The organism is Labrenzia sp. VG12 (assembly GCF_002237595.1).
Lineage (GTDB): Bacteria > Pseudomonadota > Alphaproteobacteria > Rhizobiales > Stappiaceae > Roseibium.
Window position 1 is genome coordinate 2,988,652 of sequence record NZ_CP022529.1, and the last position, 17,414, is coordinate 3,006,065.

The 17,414-nt window shown below is 60.4% G+C and carries 16 protein-coding genes and 1 pseudogene; 12 read left to right on the forward strand and 5 right to left on the reverse strand.

Features of this window, described 5'->3' with window-relative positions; genetic code table 11:
- Positions 1-188: 188 nt before the first annotated feature.
- The 3 genes from CHH27_RS13885 to CHH27_RS13895 are packed head-to-tail and all read left to right on the forward strand — an operon-like array spanning position 189 to position 2,996.
- Positions 189-974: an IclR family transcriptional regulator gene (locus tag CHH27_RS13885; RefSeq protein ID WP_094072121.1), complete on the forward strand. Its 786-nt coding sequence runs from the start codon at positions 189-191 to the stop codon at positions 972-974.
- Entirely contained in the window at positions 964-1,644 is a 681-nt protein-coding gene (locus tag CHH27_RS13890; protein ID WP_094072122.1) for an HAD-IA family hydrolase, read from the forward strand. The genes CHH27_RS13885 and CHH27_RS13890 overlap by 11 nt, the downstream gene beginning before the upstream one ends.
- Positions 1,641-2,996 carry an aminotransferase class III-fold pyridoxal phosphate-dependent enzyme gene (locus tag CHH27_RS13895; protein WP_094072123.1) on the forward strand — a complete coding sequence of 452 codons (1,356 nt, stop codon included), beginning with the start codon at positions 1,641-1,643 and terminating at the stop codon, positions 2,994-2,996. The genes CHH27_RS13890 and CHH27_RS13895 overlap by 4 nt, the downstream gene beginning before the upstream one ends.
- 291 nt (positions 2,997-3,287) lie before the next feature.
- Here the strand turns inward: CHH27_RS13895 and hpaR are convergent, their stop codons facing one another.
- A complete protein-coding gene (hpaR, locus tag CHH27_RS13900; protein WP_094072124.1) occupies positions 3,288-3,740 on the reverse strand; it encodes a homoprotocatechuate degradation operon regulator HpaR in 453 nt (150 codons plus the stop codon).
- 102 nt (positions 3,741-3,842) lie between these two features.
- Here hpaR and CHH27_RS13905 point away from each other — a divergent pair, with 102 nt between their 5' ends.
- The 9 genes and pseudogenes from CHH27_RS13905 (at position 3,843) to CHH27_RS28505 (ending at position 11,812) form a co-directional block, all read left to right on the forward strand.
- Positions 3,843-4,229, forward strand: a complete 387-nt coding sequence (locus CHH27_RS13905) for a 5-carboxymethyl-2-hydroxymuconate Delta-isomerase (RefSeq protein WP_094072125.1) — start codon at positions 3,843-3,845, stop codon at positions 4,227-4,229.
- 3 nt (positions 4,230-4,232) lie between these two features.
- A complete protein-coding gene (gene hpaE, locus CHH27_RS13910; RefSeq protein WP_094072126.1) occupies positions 4,233-5,747 on the forward strand; it encodes a 5-carboxymethyl-2-hydroxymuconate semialdehyde dehydrogenase in 1,515 nt (504 codons plus the stop codon).
- A gap of 24 nt (positions 5,748-5,771) precedes the next feature.
- Positions 5,772-6,626: a 3,4-dihydroxyphenylacetate 2,3-dioxygenase gene (hpaD, locus tag CHH27_RS13915; protein WP_094072127.1), complete on the forward strand. Its 855-nt coding sequence runs from the start codon at positions 5,772-5,774 to the stop codon at positions 6,624-6,626.
- A 17-nt stretch (positions 6,627-6,643) separates the two neighbouring features.
- A pseudogene (gene hpaD, locus CHH27_RS13920) lies at positions 6,644-7,623 on the forward strand (3,4-dihydroxyphenylacetate 2,3-dioxygenase).
- 8 nt (positions 7,624-7,631) lie between these two features.
- Positions 7,632-9,050, forward strand: a complete 1,419-nt coding sequence (locus CHH27_RS13925) for a pyridoxal-dependent decarboxylase (RefSeq protein WP_094072128.1) — start codon at positions 7,632-7,634, stop codon at positions 9,048-9,050.
- Complete coding sequence (locus tag CHH27_RS13930) at positions 9,047-9,901, forward strand: fumarylacetoacetate hydrolase family protein (protein WP_094072129.1); 855 nt, start codon at positions 9,047-9,049, stop codon at positions 9,899-9,901. The genes CHH27_RS13925 and CHH27_RS13930 overlap by 4 nt, the downstream gene beginning before the upstream one ends.
- Complete coding sequence (gene hpaH, locus CHH27_RS13935) at positions 9,898-10,704, forward strand: 2-oxo-hept-4-ene-1,7-dioate hydratase (protein ID WP_094072130.1); 807 nt, start codon at positions 9,898-9,900, stop codon at positions 10,702-10,704. The genes CHH27_RS13930 and hpaH overlap by 4 nt, the downstream gene beginning before the upstream one ends.
- Positions 10,705-10,713: 9 nt before the next feature.
- Complete coding sequence (locus CHH27_RS13940) at positions 10,714-11,505, forward strand: aldolase/citrate lyase family protein (protein WP_094072131.1); 792 nt, start codon at positions 10,714-10,716, stop codon at positions 11,503-11,505.
- Between the two features lie 184 nt (positions 11,506-11,689).
- The gene (locus tag CHH27_RS28505; protein ID WP_256386386.1) at positions 11,690-11,812 is read left to right on the forward strand and encodes a hypothetical protein; all 123 of its coding nucleotides are present in this window, start codon (positions 11,690-11,692) and stop codon (positions 11,810-11,812) included.
- 82 nt (positions 11,813-11,894) lie between these two features.
- Here CHH27_RS28505 and CHH27_RS13950 read toward each other — a convergent pair whose 3' ends face one another.
- From CHH27_RS13950 to CHH27_RS13965, 4 genes are all read right to left on the reverse strand, one after another.
- Positions 11,895-13,547 carry an ABC transporter ATP-binding protein gene (locus CHH27_RS13950; protein ID WP_094072133.1) on the reverse strand — a complete coding sequence of 551 codons (1,653 nt, stop codon included), beginning with the start codon at positions 13,545-13,547 and terminating at the stop codon, positions 11,895-11,897.
- A 2-nt stretch (positions 13,548-13,549) separates the two neighbouring features.
- The gene (locus tag CHH27_RS13955; RefSeq protein WP_094072134.1) at positions 13,550-14,614 is read right to left on the reverse strand and encodes an ABC transporter permease; all 1,065 of its coding nucleotides are present in this window, start codon (positions 14,612-14,614) and stop codon (positions 13,550-13,552) included.
- A gap of 10 nt (positions 14,615-14,624) precedes the next feature.
- Positions 14,625-15,581, reverse strand: coding sequence for an ABC transporter permease (locus CHH27_RS13960; RefSeq protein ID WP_094072135.1), 957 nt, complete (start codon positions 15,579-15,581; stop codon positions 14,625-14,627).
- A 181-nt stretch (positions 15,582-15,762) separates the two neighbouring features.
- Positions 15,763-17,373, reverse strand: a complete 1,611-nt coding sequence (locus tag CHH27_RS13965) for an ABC transporter substrate-binding protein (protein WP_094072136.1) — start codon at positions 17,371-17,373, stop codon at positions 15,763-15,765.
- Positions 17,374-17,414: the final 41 nt, after the last annotated feature.

Sequence of the window (17,414 nt, forward strand, 5' to 3'; positions counted from 1 at the left end):
TTTGTTAAATATTGTGATCTTAAATAAGCTTGTGTCAACCTCCAATTTACGAGAGGATGCCTCACCTCCTCCTCTCAATTGGTTCATTTATTGAACCCTTAGTATCAAAAATATATTGTTTCAAATGAAACTATATGTCAAGATCACAACACCGATCCAGACACGCAGACAGGCGGAACCTTCTTTCGATGGGCACGATCACCAAGGCGCTGAACCTCCTGAACCACTTTTCGGCAAGCCGTCCGGAAATCGGCCTGACCGACTTCCGCAAACTGTCGGGTCAGGACAAGGCGACGGTGCATCGCCACCTGGTGGAGCTGACTGCAAATGGTTTTCTGGAGCAGAACCCCGGCACCAAGGGTTACCGCCTCGGACCGGCCATCCTGCGTCTCGCCGCCGTGCGCGAGCGTCTGTTCCCGGCGCGCACGCTCGTGGCCCCGCTGGTGGAACATCTGGCGGCAGAGCTTGGTGAGCTGGTGCATGTTTCCCTGCGCGAAGGCGACCACCTGTCGCCGCTCTATCACCATGACGCCCTGATCCACGGCACCCGGGTCTATTTCGACGAGGCCGAACTGCTGCCGCTCCACGCCACCGCCTCCGGCCTTGCCATGCTGGCCTTCGGACCGGAGCAGCTTCTGACAGATCTTTTGCGCTCCCCCCTGAAGGCCTGGACACGTCATTCGATCACCAGTGCCAAACAGCTGCAGGCAAGTGTCAAAGAAGTGCGCGAGAACGGCATTGCCTTTGTCGACCAGGGTTTTGAGGAGCACGTCTCGTCTTTTGCGGCACCAATTTTCGGGGACCGCCTGGAGGCGATCGGCACCATTGCCGTTGCCGCTCCAACGGTGCGCATGACCGAAGACCTGAAATCAGACATCCGGCGCCACCTGATCCGGACGGCCGCCGAGGTCACCGAAAAACTCGGCGGGCTTGTTCCGACCGACCTTCAGAGGATCTGGCACCATGCCGCATGATCAAAAAGCCCTGGTTCTGGATTTCGGCGGCGTTGTCACACGCACCCTGTTCGAAACCCACGACCTGACCGAAAAGGCACTGGGACTTGCCGCCGGAACACTTACCTGGCGCGGACCATTCGATCCACCGTCCGACCCGCTCTGGCAGGCCATGCAGCAAGACGAGATCACCGAACGCGACTACTGGCGCATCCGGACACGTGAAGTTGCAGACCTCACCGGCCGTCCGTTCACGAAGATGGCGGATTTCGTCAAGGCCGCCCGTGGCGCGGATCCCGATGCCGTGATGCGGCCGGAAGCCCTGGCCGCCATCGAAATCGCCTGTCACGCCGGCTGCAGACTCGCCATCCTCTCCAACGAACTCGATCTGTTCTACGGCTCAGAATTCCGCGAGAAACTTGCCTTCCTGAAGGATTTCGACGTTATCGTCGACGCCACCTATACCAGAATTCTGAAACCCGACCCGCGTGCCTATCAGCACTGCCTCGACAAGCTCGACCTGCCCGCGGCCAACTGCGTCTTTGTGGATGACCAGCTGCGCAACATTCGCGGTGCGGAGGCTGCCGGCCTCAGATCCGTTCATTTCGACGTCCTCACCCCACGCCAATCATATGACGATGCGCTGCGCCTTCTTGGCCTGCCGTTGCTCACCCAAGGAGAATTGACATGAAGGACTCCAACTTCCTGAAGGAAAACAACGCCCGCCATGTCTGGCACCCGATGGCGCATCCCTCCGACAGTCAGTCCAACCTGCCGACCATCCTGACCGGTGGCCGCGATGTCTTCATCACCGATGTCGATGGTCATGAGGTCATCGACGCGGTCGGCGGCTTGTGGAACGTCAATCTGGGCTATTCCTGCGCCCCGGTAAAAGAAGCGATTGCCGCACAGCTGGAGGCCCTGCCCTATTATTCGATCTTTCGCGGCACCTCCAACGACAAGGTCATTGAACTCTCTTACGAGCTCGCCGAGTTCTTTGCCCCCGACGGCCTCACCCGCGCCTTTCTCACCTCCGGCGGTTCGGACAGCGTCGAGGTCGCACTCAAATTGTCCCGCCAGTATCACCGGATCCGCGGCGAAGCCGGACGCACCAAGTTCATCAGCCTGAAAAAGGGCTATCACGGCACCCATTTCGGCGGCGCCAGCGTCAATGGCAACGGCAAGTTCCGCAACGCCTATGAGCCGCTGCTGCCGGGCTGTTTTCACATTCCGGCGCCCTATACCTACCGCAACCCGTTCAACGAGAGCGATCCGGCCAGGCTCGCCCAGCTTTGCGCCGCGGCGCTCGAGGACGAGATCGCCTTCCAGGGCGCCAACACGATCGCCGCCTTCATCATGGAGCCTGTGCTGGGTGCCGGCGGTGTCATGCCGCCCCATCCGAGCTTCATGCCGATGGTGCGCGAGATCTGCGACAGGAACGGCATTCTGCTGATCTCCGACGAGGTCATCACCGCATTCGGCCGCACAGGGTCTGAAAGCGGCGCCCGTCACTGGGGCGTCAAACCGGACCTGATGTGCACCGCCAAGGCGATCACCAATGGCTATTTCCCCTTTGGCGCGGTGATGATTTCCGGCCAGGTCGCCGAGGTCTTCGAGAACGATGCCTCTGGCGTCGCTTCCATCGACAGCGGCTATACCTATTCCGGACATCCCGTCGGAGCGGCAGCTGCGCTCGCCGCCCTTGCTGAAATCAGGCGCCTCAAGGTGCATGAAAATGCCGCCGCCCGCGGCCCGGAGCTGCTGGGCGGCCTGAAAGGGTTGCAGGAACGGTACGAACTCATTGGCGACGTGCGTGGTGAAGGCCTGATGTGCGCCATCGAACTGGTTTCGGACCGGGCCACCAAGAAGCCTGTCGGCAAGGACATCCCGCTGAAACTGCAACAGGCCGCCTATGAAGACGGCGTCATGATCCGCGTCTCCGGTAACAACGCCATCTTCTCACCGCCCCTCATCCTGACCGCAGAGCATGTCTCGAAGATCCTGTCGGCTGTGGAAACGGGACTCAAGGCGGTGTCGGACTGAACGGCGACGAAGCGGACGATTGCTCAGCCTCCCCACTGGTGGCGGTCCCCGACAAGCGAAGCGCGATCGGGGCCCCAATCCTGTCCGCAGCGCTCCGGAGTGGCTAACGATGCGGGCACCCTGACACTCCAGCTGCCGGCACAAACACCATCGTCATCCTGAAGAGGGCCAAAAGGTCCGTCTCAAAGGAGCGGCAACGTGTTCGGGAGTGTGCAACCAGTCCTTCGAGACGCGCGCAGGCGCGCTCCTCAGGATGACGCTGGGTTTGAAATCGCACCCAGGAAAATCCACCTAAAGCTTCTGAAAGTCCTCCAGAATATCCAGAAGCTGTGCCAGTTTTTCCTTGCCGATGACCTCTTCGATCCTTGCGGCAATCGCCCTCGCATCATCGAGCTTCTCCTCGATGATAGCGCGGCCGGCATCGGTGATGGCCACCGTCTGCTTGCGCCGGTCCTTCTCGTCCGCCTGACGGGTCACCAGCCCCTTTTCCAGAAGCGTCTGCACGATCCGGGTCTGGCTCGGCAACAGAAGGCAGGCACGCTCGGCCAGGGTGGACGCGTCCTGCGGCCCGAATTCCTCCAGCACCCGCAGGATCCGCCATTGCTGCTCGGTAATGCCACTGTCGGCCAGCATTTCGCGGATCGGCGTCATTACCTTTTCACGGGCACGGATCAGCGCAATCGGGATGGAACGCCGGGTGGAAGGCAGCGCCTCGCCACCCATGGGATTTTCGTTTTCTGTCATGCAAGGTCCACAGTGAGTCTGCCTGTTATTTAACATAATAAGTTTGACAAGCCTGCCGGAATATATTTAACATAGCAAATATTGCGCTGTTAAGGAAATCCGATGCCGCACATCACGCTGGAGTATTCCGCCAATCTGGAAGAGCGGCTCGATTTGCAGGGTCTTTGCAACCATCTGCGTGCAGAGGCTGCCTTGATCGACGCCTTTCCAATGCCGGGCCTAAGGGTCCGCGCCATCCGGTGTGAGCACTTTTCCATCGCCGACGGCGACCCGAAACACGGTTTCATCGACATTTCTGTACGCCTGCGCGCCGGGCGGTCGGATGCTGTCAAACAGGAAGCGGCCCAGCGCCTCTTTCAGGCTGCAAAGGTGTTTCTGACCCCCGCACTGACCACCAGCTCGCTCGCGCTTTCCCTGGAGATGCGTGACATCGACCCGAACCTTTCGCCCAAGACGGGCACCATTCGCGACCATTTGGGAACTGCTTGAACCATGTCCGACCTTGAGACCAATCTCGGCAAACTGACCGGCTACCTGGCACGTTTTCAGGAGACCGGCATCCTCAACCAGATCGGTGGAGAGACACTTGCCGCAGTCTCCGGAGAAACCTTCCAGACACGCTCACCGGTCGATGAAAGCCTGATCTGCGAGGTCGCAAAGGGCGGCGCGGCCGACATAGACGCAGCAGCAAAGGCGGCCAAGGCAGCTTTCCCCGCGTGGCGTGACATGGCAGTCTCAGAACGCAAGAAGATCCTGCACAAGATTGCCGACGGCATTGTCGAACGGGCGGAAGAAATCGCGCTGTGCGAATGCTGGGACACCGGCCAGGCGCTCCGCTTCATGTCAAAGGCCGCCTTGCGCGGTGCCGAAAATTTCCGCTTCTTTGCCGACAAGGCACCGGGCGCCCGGGACGGCCAGGCTCTGCCATCGCCGACCCTCATGAACATAACAACACGTGTCCCCATCGGCCCGGTGGGTGTGATCACCCCGTGGAACACACCCTTCATGCTTTCCACCTGGAAGATCGCGCCGGCGCTCGCCGCCGGCTGTACGGTGGTCCACAAGCCGGCGGAATTCTCGCCGCTGACCGCGCGCATTCTCATGGAAATCGCGGAAGAGGCCGGCCTGCCGAAAGGCGTCTGGAACCTGGTCAACGGCTATGGTGAAGACGCCGGCAAGGCGCTGACCGAACATCCCGACATCAAGGCAATCGCCTTTGTGGGTGAGAGCCGGACCGGTTCGATGATCATGAAACAGGGAGCGGAGACACTGAAGCGTGTCCACTTTGAGCTGGGCGGCAAGAACCCGGTGATCGTGTTTGACGATGCCGATCTCGACCGCGCACTGGATGCGGCCATCTTCATGATCTATTCGCTGAACGGCGAGCGCTGCACCTCGTCTTCCCGCCTCCTGGTGCAGGACACCATTGCAGACACCTTCGAGGCCAGGTTGGTCGAGCGTGTCAACAGGATCAAGGTCGGCCACCCGCTCGACCCGAAGACCGAAATCGGTCCCCTGATCCACAAGACCCACTTCGACAAGGTCACCGGCTATTTCGGCATTGCCAAGGAAAACGGTGCCACCATTGCCGCCGGCGGCGAGCGGCACGGCGATCAGGGCTGGTTCGTCCGCCCGACCCTCTTTACCGGTGCCGACAATTCCATGCGGATTGCCCAGGAGGAGATCTTCGGTCCGGTCCTGACCAGCATCCGGTTTTCCTCCGAAGACGAAGCGCTCCAGATCGCCAATGACATTCCCTATGGCCTCACCGGCTATGTCTGGACCAATGACTTGACGCGCGCCTTGCGTTTCACCCACCAGCTGGAGGCCGGCATGATCTGGGTGAACTCGGAAAATGTCCGGCATCTGCCCACCCCCTTCGGCGGGGTCAAGGCCAGCGGCATCGGCCGCGACGGCGGCGACTGGTCCTTCGACTTCTACATGGAACAGAAACACATCGGCCTGGCCACCGGCCAGCACGCTATCCCGCGCCTCGGCGCCAACTGACAAACGCCGTTCTGGGAGGACAAAATGGGAGAAATCGTTCTTGCGGCCAAGGTGACGCATGTGCCGACCATGCTCATGTCGGAACAGCCCGGCCCCGTCGAAGGCAAGCGCCAGCCGGCCATTGACGGCCACGCAGAAATTGCCCGCCGCGCCAAGGCACTCGGTGCCACCACGGCCATTGTCTGCGACACCCACTGGGTCATCAATGCAGGGTTTCATATCAACGCCAACAGCCGCTTCGAGGGCCTGTTCACCTCCAACGAATTTCCGCATTTCATTCAGAACCTGCCTTATGCCTATGAAGGTAATCCGGCCCTGGGCGATGCCATCGCCAAAGAGGCGTCGGACAGGGGCGCCCACACGCTCGCCCATCATCTCGACAGCCTGGAGTTGGAATACGGCACCCTGGTGCCGATGCGGTTCATGAGCCGGGAACACAAGATGAAGGTGGTGTCCGTTGCCGCCTGGTGCACGGTCCATGGCCATGATGAAAGCCGGATCGTCGGCGAAGCGATCCGCGCCGCGGTCGAGGCAAGCGACGAAAAGGTGCTGCTGGTCGCTTCAGGCTCGCTCAGCCACAAGATCTGGGCAAACAGGGACTACGCCGCCAACAACGGCACCTTCACGATCTCGTCGGAATTCAATCGTCAGGTCGACCTGCATGTGCTCGACATGTGGCAACGCGGTGATCACGCCACCTTCCTGAAGATGCTTCCCGAATATGCGGAACATTGTTGCGGCGAAGGATCCATGCACGATACGGCAATGCTTTACGGTGCGCTCGGCTGGGATGCCTACACCGCGGCATGCGAGGTCGTGACAGAGTATTTCCCAAGTTCCGGCACCGGCCAGACCAACGTCATCTTCCCGGTCCAATAAGCTTTTCAGGACAGCCCATGCCCATCCCCGCCCCCAATCTCTATCCCCCCTTCAACATAGTCCGTCTGAGCCATGTCGAACTCGCCGTCACGGACCTTCAGAAGAGCCGTGCCTTTTATGTCGACACGCTTGGCCTGCAGGTGACCGACGAAAGCAGCGACGTGATTTACTTGCGCGCCATGGAAGAACGCGGTCATCACTGTCTGGTCCTGCGGAAGGAAGAGGCCGCCTGTGCCCGCGATCTCGGCTTCAAGGTCTTCAGCGAAGAAGATCTCGACAAGGCGGAACATTTCTTCAAAGCAAAGGGCCTTCCTGTGGACTGGGTCGAGCGGCCTTATCAGTCGCGGACCTTCCGCACGCGCGATCCGCACGGCATCCCGCTGGAATTCTACTCAAGGATGGACCGCCTGCCGCCGATCCATCAGCAATATGCGCTCTATAAAGGCGTGAAGCCGCTCCGGATCGACCACTTCAACTGTTTCTCGCCCGACGTCGATGCGTCGGTTGCCTTTTACAACGAGCTCGGTTTCCGCGTGACCGAATACACCGAGGACGAGGAGAGCGGCCGGCTCTGGGCCGCTTGGACCCATCGCAAGGGTGGCGTCCATGACATCGCCTTTACCAATGGCCGCGGACCGCGCCTGCACCACACCGCCTTCTGGGTGCCGACCCCGCTCAACATCATCGACCTGCTCGACCTGATGGCAACCACCGGATGGGTTGCCAATATTGAACGCGGCCCGGGCCGTCACGGCATTTCCAATGCCTTCTTTCTTTATATCCGCGACCCGGATGGCCATCGGATCGAGATCTACTGTTCCGACTACCAGACGGTCGATCCGGACCTGGAGCCGATCAGGTGGGATCTGAAAGACCCGCAGCGCCAGACCCTCTGGGGTGCACCTGCCCCAAGAGCTGGTTCGAGGAAGGTTCGGTTTTTGAAGGAACCGACGTCAGGGCACCAAGCCTTGCGGCCCAGCCCATCGTTGCGCCATAGGTGGTCATATGAACTGGACCGATTTTGCTTCGTGGAGCCGTCGTTTTGCCGACTGGACGGCGGACTACCACCGCTCCCTCCGCACCCGGCCCGTCCGCGCACAGGTCGCACCGGGCCAGATCCTGAATGCGCTGCCGGAGGCACCACCCGAACTCGCCGAAGAGATGGAACGGATCTTCGCCGATTTCGAGAAGATCGTGTTGCCGGGCATGACTCATTGGCAGCACCCACGGTTCTTTGCCTATTTCCCGGCCAACGCTTCGCCGCCGTCCATTCTCGCCGAGCAGCTGGTCACCGCGATGGCCGCCCAGTGCATGCTCTGGCAGACCTCACCGGCGGCAACGGAAATGGAAACGAAGATGATGGACTGGCTGCGCCAGGCCGTCGGTCTTCCGGACAATTTCACCGGCGTGATCCAGGACAGCGCCTCCACCGCAACGCTCGCCGCCGTCCTGACCATGCGCGAAAAGGCCCTCAGCTGGGATGGCAATACATCCGGCCTGTCCGGCCAGAAAACGCTGCGTGTTTATGCCTCCAACGAAGTGCACACGTCGATCGACCGTGCCATCTGGATTTCCGGCATCGGCGCGGACAATCTGGTGCGGATCCCGGTCAAGGGACAGAACCGCTCCATGGATCCGGACGCGCTCCGGGATGCGATCGAGGCCGACCTTGCAGAAGGGTACCTGCCGGCCGGCATCATTGCCTGTACCGGCGGCACCGGTGTCGGCGCGTCAGACGACGTTACCGCCGTGGTCAAGATGGCCAGGGAACACGGCCTTTATGTCCATCTCGATGCGGCCTGGGCGGGCGCCGCCATGATCGCACCGGAGTACCGGGAGCTCTGGACCGGTGTCGACGGCGTCGATTCCATGGTCTTCAATCCGCACAAGTGGATGGGCGCCCAGTTTGATTGCTCGGCGCATTTTGTCCGTGATCCGGAAGACCTGGTGCGTACATTGGCGATCCGGCCGGAATATCTGAAGACCCATGGCCATGACGGTGTCATCAACTATTCCGAATGGTCGATCCCGCTCGGCCGCCGTTTCAGAGCCCTGAAACTATGGTTCCTGATCCGCTCCTACGGACTGGAAGACCTGCGCCAGCGCATCCGCAACCATGTTGCCTGGTCCGGAAAACTTGCCGAGCGCCTGCGCGCCGAACCGGACTTCGAGATCACATCCGAACCGGTTCTCTCGCTTTTCAGTTTCCGCCATGCACCCGCTGGCGCCGCGGATCTCGACGCCCTCAATCAACGCCTTGTCGATGCCATCAACGACGATGGCCGCATCTACCTGACCCAGACGCTCCTTGATGGCGCCAAGGTCATCCGGTTTCAGGTCGGCCAGTTCGACTGCACCGAAGACGACGTTGCCTATGCCCTTGACGTCATTACGGATGTCGCCCGCAACCTGGAGCCCTCATGACCCGCCTTGCGACCTACAGCGTCAATGGTGAAATCTTTTACGGCGCGGTGACCGGCGATGGCATGATCGCGCTGTCGCCCCTGTTCTCCCATTGGCCGACGCTCTACGACGCCTTGCGTGCAGGCGGCTTGCAGGATCTCATCGACGCAGCAGCAGACCGACCTGTCACGCATACGGACGTCACCTATGAGATGGTGCTGCCCAATGCACCGCGAATCCTGTGTGTCGGCGTCAACTTCCCCGACCGGAATGCGGAATACAAGGACGGCAGCAGCCAGCCGAAATACATGTCCCTGTTTCCGCGCTTTGCCAGCGGGTTCACCGGACATGACCGACCGCTGATCCGGCCGCCCGAAAATCACACACTCGATTACGAGGGCGAAGTTGCCATCGTCATCGGCAAGGCCGGACGGCGCATCAGGCCCGAAGACGCCTATGACCACATCTGCGCCCTGACACTCTGCAACGAGGGCACCATCCGCGACTGGGTGCGGCACGCAAAATTCAATGTTACCCAGGGCAAGAACTGGGACTGCTCCGGTGCCATGGGTCCCTGGCTGGTGCCTTTCGAAAGGGCAGAACAGCTGGACGAGGCGCGCCTCGTCACCCGCGTCAACGGCGAGGTCCGTCAGGACGACTACCTGAAGCGCATGACGTTCCCGATCCGGGAAGAGATCGCCTATATTTCGACCTTCATGACCCTTCAGCCCGGCGACATCATCGTGACCGGCACACCGACGGGTGCGGGTGCCCGCTTCGACCCGCCCCGATATCTGAAACCCGGCGACGTGGTCGAGATCGAAGTGGACGGGATCGGTCTTCTCAGGAACGGTGTGGATGACGAACAATGAGGCTCTCCGACACGGATATCTCACAGGCGGCCGCAGACCTGCTCACCGCAGAGCAGTCTCTGACGCAAATCGGCCTTCTAACAAAACGCCACCCTGATCTCGACATGGACGGCGCCTATGCCATCCAGAAAGCCTTTGCCAGGGCCAAGCTGGATGCCGGGCGCAAGGTCATCGGCTGGAAGATCGGCCTGACGTCAAAGGCCATGCAGGATGCGCTCAAGATCAACATTCCCGACAGCGGTGTTCTGTTTGACGACATGCTGTTTGAAAACGCTGGCACCATACCGAAAACCCGCTTCATCCAGCCACGCATCGAAGCGGAGATCGCCTTCGTGATGAAGGCACCTCTGGGTGGTGACACTGTCACCAGAGACCAGGTTCTGGCGGCAACCGACTACGTCTGTCCGAGCCTTGAAATTCTGGACACACGCATCCTGCGGGTCGATCCGGAGACTGGCCAAACCCGCAAGGTCTTCGACACGATCGCCGACAATGCCGCCAATGCCGGACTGGTGCTGGGCACCGAGAAACACGATCCCGGCGCAACTGACCTTCGCTGGGTCGGAGCGATTGTCACCCGCAACGGCGAGGTCGAGGAGACCGGCCTCGGCGCCGGCGTTCTCAACGATCCGGTGGAAAGTGTGGTCTGGCTGGCCCGGCGCATGGCAGGATACGGCCAGACGATTGAAGCCGGCCAGGTCATTCTGTCCGGCTCTTTCATCCGGCCGGTGGAATGCCCGTCCGGTGCTGAAATCCACGCCGATTTCGGACCGTTCGGCTCGGTCTCCTGTTCTTTTTCCTGAGGAAAGAAAATGCCTGCACCGGTGAACGCCTTCAAAGCTGCCCTGAAGAACAACGACGTCCAGATGGGATGCTGGGTTGGCCTGGCCGATCCGTATGTCGCGGAAATCACGGCGAGCGCAGGTTTCGACTGGCTGCTGATCGACTGTGAACACGCGCCCAACGACCTGCGCTCCATGATGGCCCAGCTCCGGGTCGTGGAGGCCTCGGACAGCAAGCCCGTCGCTCGGCTGCCGATCGGCGACACCACTTTGATCAAGCAGTTTCTGGATGCCGGCGCCCAGACCTTGCTGATCCCGATGGTGGAAAGCAAGGCTCAGGCCGAAGAACTTGTGCGTGCGGTCCGCTATCCACCGCAGGGCATGCGCGGAGTTGGATCGGCCCTTGCCCGTGCCTCGGGTTTTTCGGCCATTCCGGACTACCTGAAGACGGCCGACGCCGAAATCTGCCTGCTGCTCCAGGTCGAAAATCGCGCAGGCCTTGCCGAACTGGACGGCATTCTCTCCGTTGAGGGTGTCGATGGCGTCTTCATTGGTCCGGCGGATCTCGCTGCCGACATGGGTCATATCGGTGAGCCCATGCACCCGGACGTCGTCGCCACGATCACGGACGCGCTGACGCGGATCAGCTCAGCCGGCAAGGCGCCGGGCATCCTGACCACCAATGCCGATTTCGCCGCCACCTGCCTGAAACTCGGCTCCCTGTTTGTTGCAACAAGCATCGACGTTACGCTCTATGCTGCGGCAATCCGCAAGGCGGCCGAAGTATCGCGGGAGCTGCGAAAAACTTCATCGGCAGAATAGGCAAGTTAACCGAACACTGTTTTGTGCTCTGCAAAAACAGCAGAGCTTTGCAGGGCTGTTATGCGAAATTAGGGGTGAGATTCGCGGAATCCCGCATTGAATTCTTAACGTGTCTCGCTTAAGTGTCGCGAAAGATCAAACAGCCATCATCCTGCACAATCGGCAGGCAGAAGAGGAGATCGGCATGACACGTGATGATCTCATTCGCGAGTACAAGGAGCACAGCGGGACCTGGCCGGCGCTGGTCGGTGTCTATGCGCTTATTGTCGGTGCGATGGTTGTTTCCGGCTATTTGATGGTCGGCTGAACCGTCCTGCCACACGCGTGGTTTTGAGTTTTGAACACCCCCGGATCAGCTGATCCGGGGGTGTTTGTTTTTCCGGCCTGCTTCAAACGTCAGCCGCCTCACCAATGGCATCCGTGCCCCGTTCATCGAGCAGCGTTGTCAGCCAGTTCGGATCCATCTCGGGAACCGATGACAAAAGCAGGTCGGTGTAAGGGTGATGCGGCGGGGTGAACATTTCGTCCTTCGGCCCCTGTTCGACCACTTTACCTCTTTGCATCACCACCACCTCATCGGCGATCGACCGCACGGTTGCCAGATCGTGAGTGATGAACATATAGGCGAGGTTGAACTCCTGCTGCAGCCGGTCGAGCAATTTCAGAATGCCTTCCGCCACCAGCTGGTCGAGCGCGCTGGTCACCTCGTCGCAGATGATGAAGGCCGGGTTGGCCGCCAGCGCACGGGCGATGCCGACACGCTGCTTCTGTCCACCTGAGAGTTCGGGCGGATAACGATTGTAGAATTTGGCCGGGTCCAGCTCGATCAGGTCGAGCAACTCGTCTACCCGGTTCTTCAGCTCCGCGCCGTGCAATCCGCTATAGAACTGCGCCGGGCGGCCGATAATATCGCTGATCCGGATCTTCGGGTTCAGCGCGGTATCAGCCATCTGGTAGATCATCTGCGCCTGACGCAGCTGGTCTTTTGAGCGATCCTGATAGCGCGGCGGCAATTCCTCGCCATTGAAGAGGATCTTGCCCTTTGAGGGTGGAAGAAGGCCCGTGATGCAGCGCGCCGTGGTCGACTTGCCCGAGCCGGATTCGCCCACCACCGCAACGGTCATACCCGGATAGATGTCAAAGGAGACATCATCCAGCACCTTGACCTTACCATAGGCTGCATCGATGCCCTGAACCGAGACGATGGGCAGCGCATCGGCACTGGCCGGCCGCGACTTTTGCGGCCTTTTGAAGCTGCGCACGGCCCACAGGCTCTTGGTATACTCTTCCTTAGGAGTGTCGAGCATCTGTGCGGTTGGCGCTTCCTCGACTTCCTCTCCCTTCAGCAGCACCTTGATTGTGTCCGCCATCTGCGCCACGACCGCCAGATCGTGGGTGATGTAGATCGCAGCGGTGTTGAACTGGTCAACAATGTCCCGGATTGCGGCCAGCACCTCGATCTGGGTGGTCACGTCCAGCGCCGTGGTCGGCTCGTCGAAGATGATCAGGTCCGGACGGCAGGCCATCGCCATGGCGGTCATGGCGCGCTGCAGCTGACCGCCGGACACCTGGTGCGGATAGCGGAAACCAATCTCATCCGGATTGGGCAGACGAAGCCGCTGGTAGAGCTCCATCGCATCTTCCTGCGCCTCGACCCTTTTCTGGATCCGGTACTGGATCGGGGCTTCCGTGTGCTGATCGATGATCTTGTGAGAAGGATTGAAGGAGGCCGCAGCGGACTGGGCCACATAGGCGATCCGCGACCCGCGCAGGGCCCGCAGGGCAGATTCCGGTGTTGTGGTCAGCTCCATGCCGTCGAACTCGATCGAGCCGCCGGAAATCCGGCAGCCGTCGCGCGCAAACCCCATGGACGCCAGTCCGATGGTAGACTTACCAGCCCCGGACTCGCCGATCAGGCCGAGAACCTCTCCCTTGTGCAGGGTGAGATCGACCCCGTGGACAATCTCGATCCATTTCTCGTCGGAATAGCCTTCGATACGCAGACCCTCGATCTGCAGGAGCACGTCTTTCTTTGGAACCATGCTCAAACCTCCTTCAGGCCGGAGGACCGGAACAGCATCCAGTCGACGACAAAGTTGACCGCAACCGTCAGCAGCGCAATGGCGGCTGCCGGGATCAGCGGTGTCATTTCACCGAAGGAGATCAGGGTGGCGTTCTCGCGCACCATGGACCCCCAGTCAGCGGTTGGCGGTTGAATGCCCAGCCCGAGGAAGGACAGACCCGCGATCAACAGGAACACGAAGCAGAATTCCAGACCGAATTCGGCAATCAAAGGCGCCGTTGAATTCGGCAGGATCTCCTTGCGGATCAGGTACCAGGTGCCTTCCCCGCGCAGCTTTGCCGCTTCGATATAGTCCATCACCACGACGTTGCCCGCGACGGCTCGGGTCAGACGGAAAACACGCGGCGCATAGATCACCGCGACCACGATCACGATCACGATGAGATTCGTGCCGAAGATGCTGAGCATCAGCAGCGAGAAGATCAGCGACGGCACGGACATGATCACATCCGCGAACCGGCCCATGAACTGGTCGAACCAGCCCCCCTTCGTGGCGGCCAGAAGCCCGGCCATGGCTCCCATGACGAAGGCCAGGGTTGTTGCCATCAGTGCCAGGCCAACCGAGTTGCGTGCCCCGTAGATGATACGGCTGAACATGTCGCGGCCGAGCTGGTCGGCTCCGAGCAGCATGTTTTCATCCGCCGGCGCGAAAGCGGAGGAAATCACCTCGGCCTCCCCGAAAGGGGCGATGATCGGCGCGAAGATACCGGCAATGGCATAGGTGAAGATCACGAACATGCCGAAGGCCGCCGTGAGCGGAGCGGTCCGGAGTTCCTTTGCAACGCCTTCCGGCGTGATCAGGATCAGGAATTCTCGAAACGCGTAAGAGGTTCCAGCGGCCAGCGCCAGAAGGCCGGCAAATGTCGTAATGAGCCGGAGCGCAGGCGCACCGCCGATGATCCCCGTAACAAAGGAAACGAGGGTAAGAGAGAATATCAGCAGGAAAATTTCCCGCCGCTTGTAATAGGCTGCGAGACAGGAGGCCCCGATCAGCAGCGCGTAATATCCGATGACAAATGTGCTCATGTCGCTGCCCTCACTTCGGATGCCGCAAACGCGGATTGGTCAGGATCGCCCCGACATCGGCTGCCAGATTAAGCAGAATGAAGGTTGCAGCGAAGATGAGGCAGCAAGCCTGCACGATCGGAAAATCGCGTTTGGCCACCGCGTCCACCAGAAGCTGGCCGATGCCCGGATAGACAAAGACCACTTCCACCAGGACCACACCGGTGATGAGGTAGGCAAGGTTGAGCGCGACCACGTTGATGATCGGTGCCCAGGCATTGGGAAGGGCGTGTTTGACGATCACCTTCCAGGGTGGCACGCCCTTCAGCCGGGCCATTTCGATATAGGGCGACGCCAAAAGGTTGATAATCGCCGCCCGCGTCATGCGCATCATGTGCGCCGTCACCACCAAGACCAGCGTCAGTGCCGGCAGGAAGGTGCGATGCAGCAGCTCGCCGAAGGTCATGTCGGCGCTCAGGCTGGCAATGGCCGGGAAGTAGTTGGTCTTCACGGCCAGGTAGAGGATCAGGATGTAACCTAGGAAGAATTCCGGCGAGGAGATGGAGGTCAGGGTCACGACGTTGGCGACCCGGTCGAACAGCGTGTTGCGCAGGAGCGCGACGATGATGCCGAGAATGATGGAAATCGGAACGGCGATCACCGCGGCATAAGTCGCCAGGAACAGCGTCTGTATGAACCGGTCGCTGATGGCTGCGCTGACCCGTTCGCCGGAAACCAGCGAAACGCCGAAATCGCCCGTCAGGGCGCCGCCGAGCCATTGGAAGTAGCGCAGGATGGCCGGCTGATCGAGGCCGAGTTTTTCACGAAGTGCCGCAACGGTCTCGGGCGTTGCCCCCTGGCCGAGAACGGCCTGTGCGATGTCGCCCGGCAGTAGCTCGACCGCAAAGAAAATCAGGATTGAAACCACGAAAAGCGTGATCACACCCAAGCCAAGTCTCTTCAAGACCAGCCGTAGGATGTCCCCCATTTGTCCCTCCAGAATAGGAAGCCCGGCACCCCTCTGATTGGCCGGACATCTATCGGGAACACCCTGTCAGCGATTTGAACTTTGCTTTGGCAGAGGAACCCGACATGAAAACGGCTTCACCGCATAAAATGCGGAGAAACCAGGGCGGGGGCGACGGTTTCCCGCCGCCCCCGTTTCAGGATCAGGACTCGAACCACCAGCGGCTTGCGGCGCGGGCGCCGTCATTTTCCCAGCTGGCCGCCAGTTGCTCCGGCGTGCCCACCTTCGTGCTGTTGGCGTAGACGAAGTTGTTGAAGAACGGGATGATGGTGCCGCCGTCATCCCGCGCCAAGACAGCCATCTCGCTGTACATTTCCGCACGCTTGGCATCGTCAAGTTCGGCTTTCGCCTGCAGCAGCAGCTCGTTGAAGCGCGGATTTTTCCAGCGCGATTCGTTCCAGGCGGCATCGTCCTTATAGGCCAGGGTGTACATCACATCCGGGGTCGGACGCGCGCCCCAGGACACCAGGCAGAAAGGCTTCTTGAGCCAGACGTCGGAGTAGTAGCCGTCATTCGGCTCACGCACGACATTGATGTTGATGCCCGATGCCTTGGCCTGCTGCGCGTAAAGAACGGCCATATCGACCGCGCCGGCATAGACAGAATCCGCGACGCTCAGATTGACGGTAAGACCTTCCGCACCTGCCTTCTTCAAGAGCGACTTCGCCTTGTCCGGGTCGTAGCTGTTCTGCTCCAGGCCTTCCGGAAAGTAAGGTTGCGCCGGCGAATGGTGGAAGTCATTGCCCTTGGTCGCCGCGTTATAGGCGATCTTGAGAATGACTTCGTCCCGGTCAATGGAATGTTTCAGCGCGTTGCGGACATCCGGATTGTCGAACGGAGCCGTATCGCAATGCATCGGCATGGTGATTGCACCAGCTGACGGGATGTTGTGGATCTTGATGTTCGGGTTGCGCTGCAGGAGCGCCATCGTCTTGAGTTCGATGAGCGACACCGCATCGACGTCCCCGGTCACAAGCGCCGCCTGGCGGGCGTTCGGGTCGTTCAGGGTGATGATTTCGACCTTGTCGAAATAGGCGCCTTCACGATGCCAGCCGTCATGACGGCTGAGGCTGAACTGAACGCCGAAATCGCCGCTGTCGATCTTGTAGGGGCCGGAGCCGTCGCCGGATTCCCAATCGATGGATCCGTCTTCCTTGGCCGGGCAGATCGCCAGGTGGTAGTCGGTCATCAGCCACGGGAAATCGGCATTGCCGCCGGACAGTTTCACGACAACGGTGTAGTCGCCGTCCTTGGTGATGTCGGTGACATCGGCCAGAAGGGCCTTGGCGGCGGAAGTGGTCTTGTCCCCGCGGTGATGGTTCAGCGAGGCAATGACGTCGTCGGCGGTCAGCTTCTTACCGCTGTGGAACGACGCGTTTTCAGTCAGTTTGAAGGTCCACTCGGACGCATCCGCGCTGGCTTCCCAGCTGTCCGCCAGATCCGGACCGAGCGATCCGTCGCCCATGATCATGGTCAGGTAGGACCGGTGGGTATGCGCCAGGAAGATCATCACGCGGGTCAGATAAGTGCCCGGATCGTGACTGTCAGAGGTATTGCCGTCATGGACGCCCCAGCGGAAAGTACCGCCGGATTTCGGCTGGGCTTTGGCCTTGGTGGACCAGAGGCCCGTCGCCGTTGTCGCGGTAAGGCCGGCCACCAAGGAATAGCGAATGAAGTCGCGTTTGGTGATCCCGCCTGTGCGCGCAGCCTGCTCAAGGCGATGGATCATGTCCTTGTCTTCGGATTTTGTCATCTGTCTCCCCGTCTGGATTATTAAAAGTTGTCGACAGTAAA

Coding starts and splice junctions, on each gene's coding strand:
- CHH27_RS13885 (WP_094072121.1), top strand. CDS start 189: ATGGGCACGATCACCAAGGCGCTGAACCTCCTGAACCACTTTTCGGCA.
- CHH27_RS13890 (WP_094072122.1), top strand. CDS start 964: ATGCCGCATGATCAAAAAGCCCTGGTTCTGGATTTCGGCGGCGTTGTC.
- CHH27_RS13895 (WP_094072123.1), top strand. CDS start 1,641: ATGAAGGACTCCAACTTCCTGAAGGAAAACAACGCCCGCCATGTCTGG.
- hpaR (WP_094072124.1), bottom strand. CDS start 3,740: ATGACAGAAAACGAAAATCCCATGGGTGGCGAGGCGCTGCCTTCCACC.
- CHH27_RS13905 (WP_094072125.1), top strand. CDS start 3,843: ATGCCGCACATCACGCTGGAGTATTCCGCCAATCTGGAAGAGCGGCTC.
- hpaE (WP_094072126.1), top strand. CDS start 4,233: ATGTCCGACCTTGAGACCAATCTCGGCAAACTGACCGGCTACCTGGCA.
- hpaD (WP_094072127.1), top strand. CDS start 5,772: ATGGGAGAAATCGTTCTTGCGGCCAAGGTGACGCATGTGCCGACCATG.
- CHH27_RS13925 (WP_094072128.1), top strand. CDS start 7,632: ATGAACTGGACCGATTTTGCTTCGTGGAGCCGTCGTTTTGCCGACTGG.
- CHH27_RS13930 (WP_094072129.1), top strand. CDS start 9,047: ATGACCCGCCTTGCGACCTACAGCGTCAATGGTGAAATCTTTTACGGC.
- hpaH (WP_094072130.1), top strand. CDS start 9,898: ATGAGGCTCTCCGACACGGATATCTCACAGGCGGCCGCAGACCTGCTC.
- CHH27_RS13940 (WP_094072131.1), top strand. CDS start 10,714: ATGCCTGCACCGGTGAACGCCTTCAAAGCTGCCCTGAAGAACAACGAC.
- CHH27_RS28505 (WP_256386386.1), top strand. CDS start 11,690: ATGACACGTGATGATCTCATTCGCGAGTACAAGGAGCACAGCGGGACC.
- CHH27_RS13950 (WP_094072133.1), bottom strand. CDS start 13,547: ATGGTTCCAAAGAAAGACGTGCTCCTGCAGATCGAGGGTCTGCGTATC.
- CHH27_RS13955 (WP_094072134.1), bottom strand. CDS start 14,614: ATGAGCACATTTGTCATCGGATATTACGCGCTGCTGATCGGGGCCTCC.
- CHH27_RS13960 (WP_094072135.1), bottom strand. CDS start 15,581: ATGGGGGACATCCTACGGCTGGTCTTGAAGAGACTTGGCTTGGGTGTG.
- CHH27_RS13965 (WP_094072136.1), bottom strand. CDS start 17,373: ATGACAAAATCCGAAGACAAGGACATGATCCATCGCCTTGAGCAGGCT.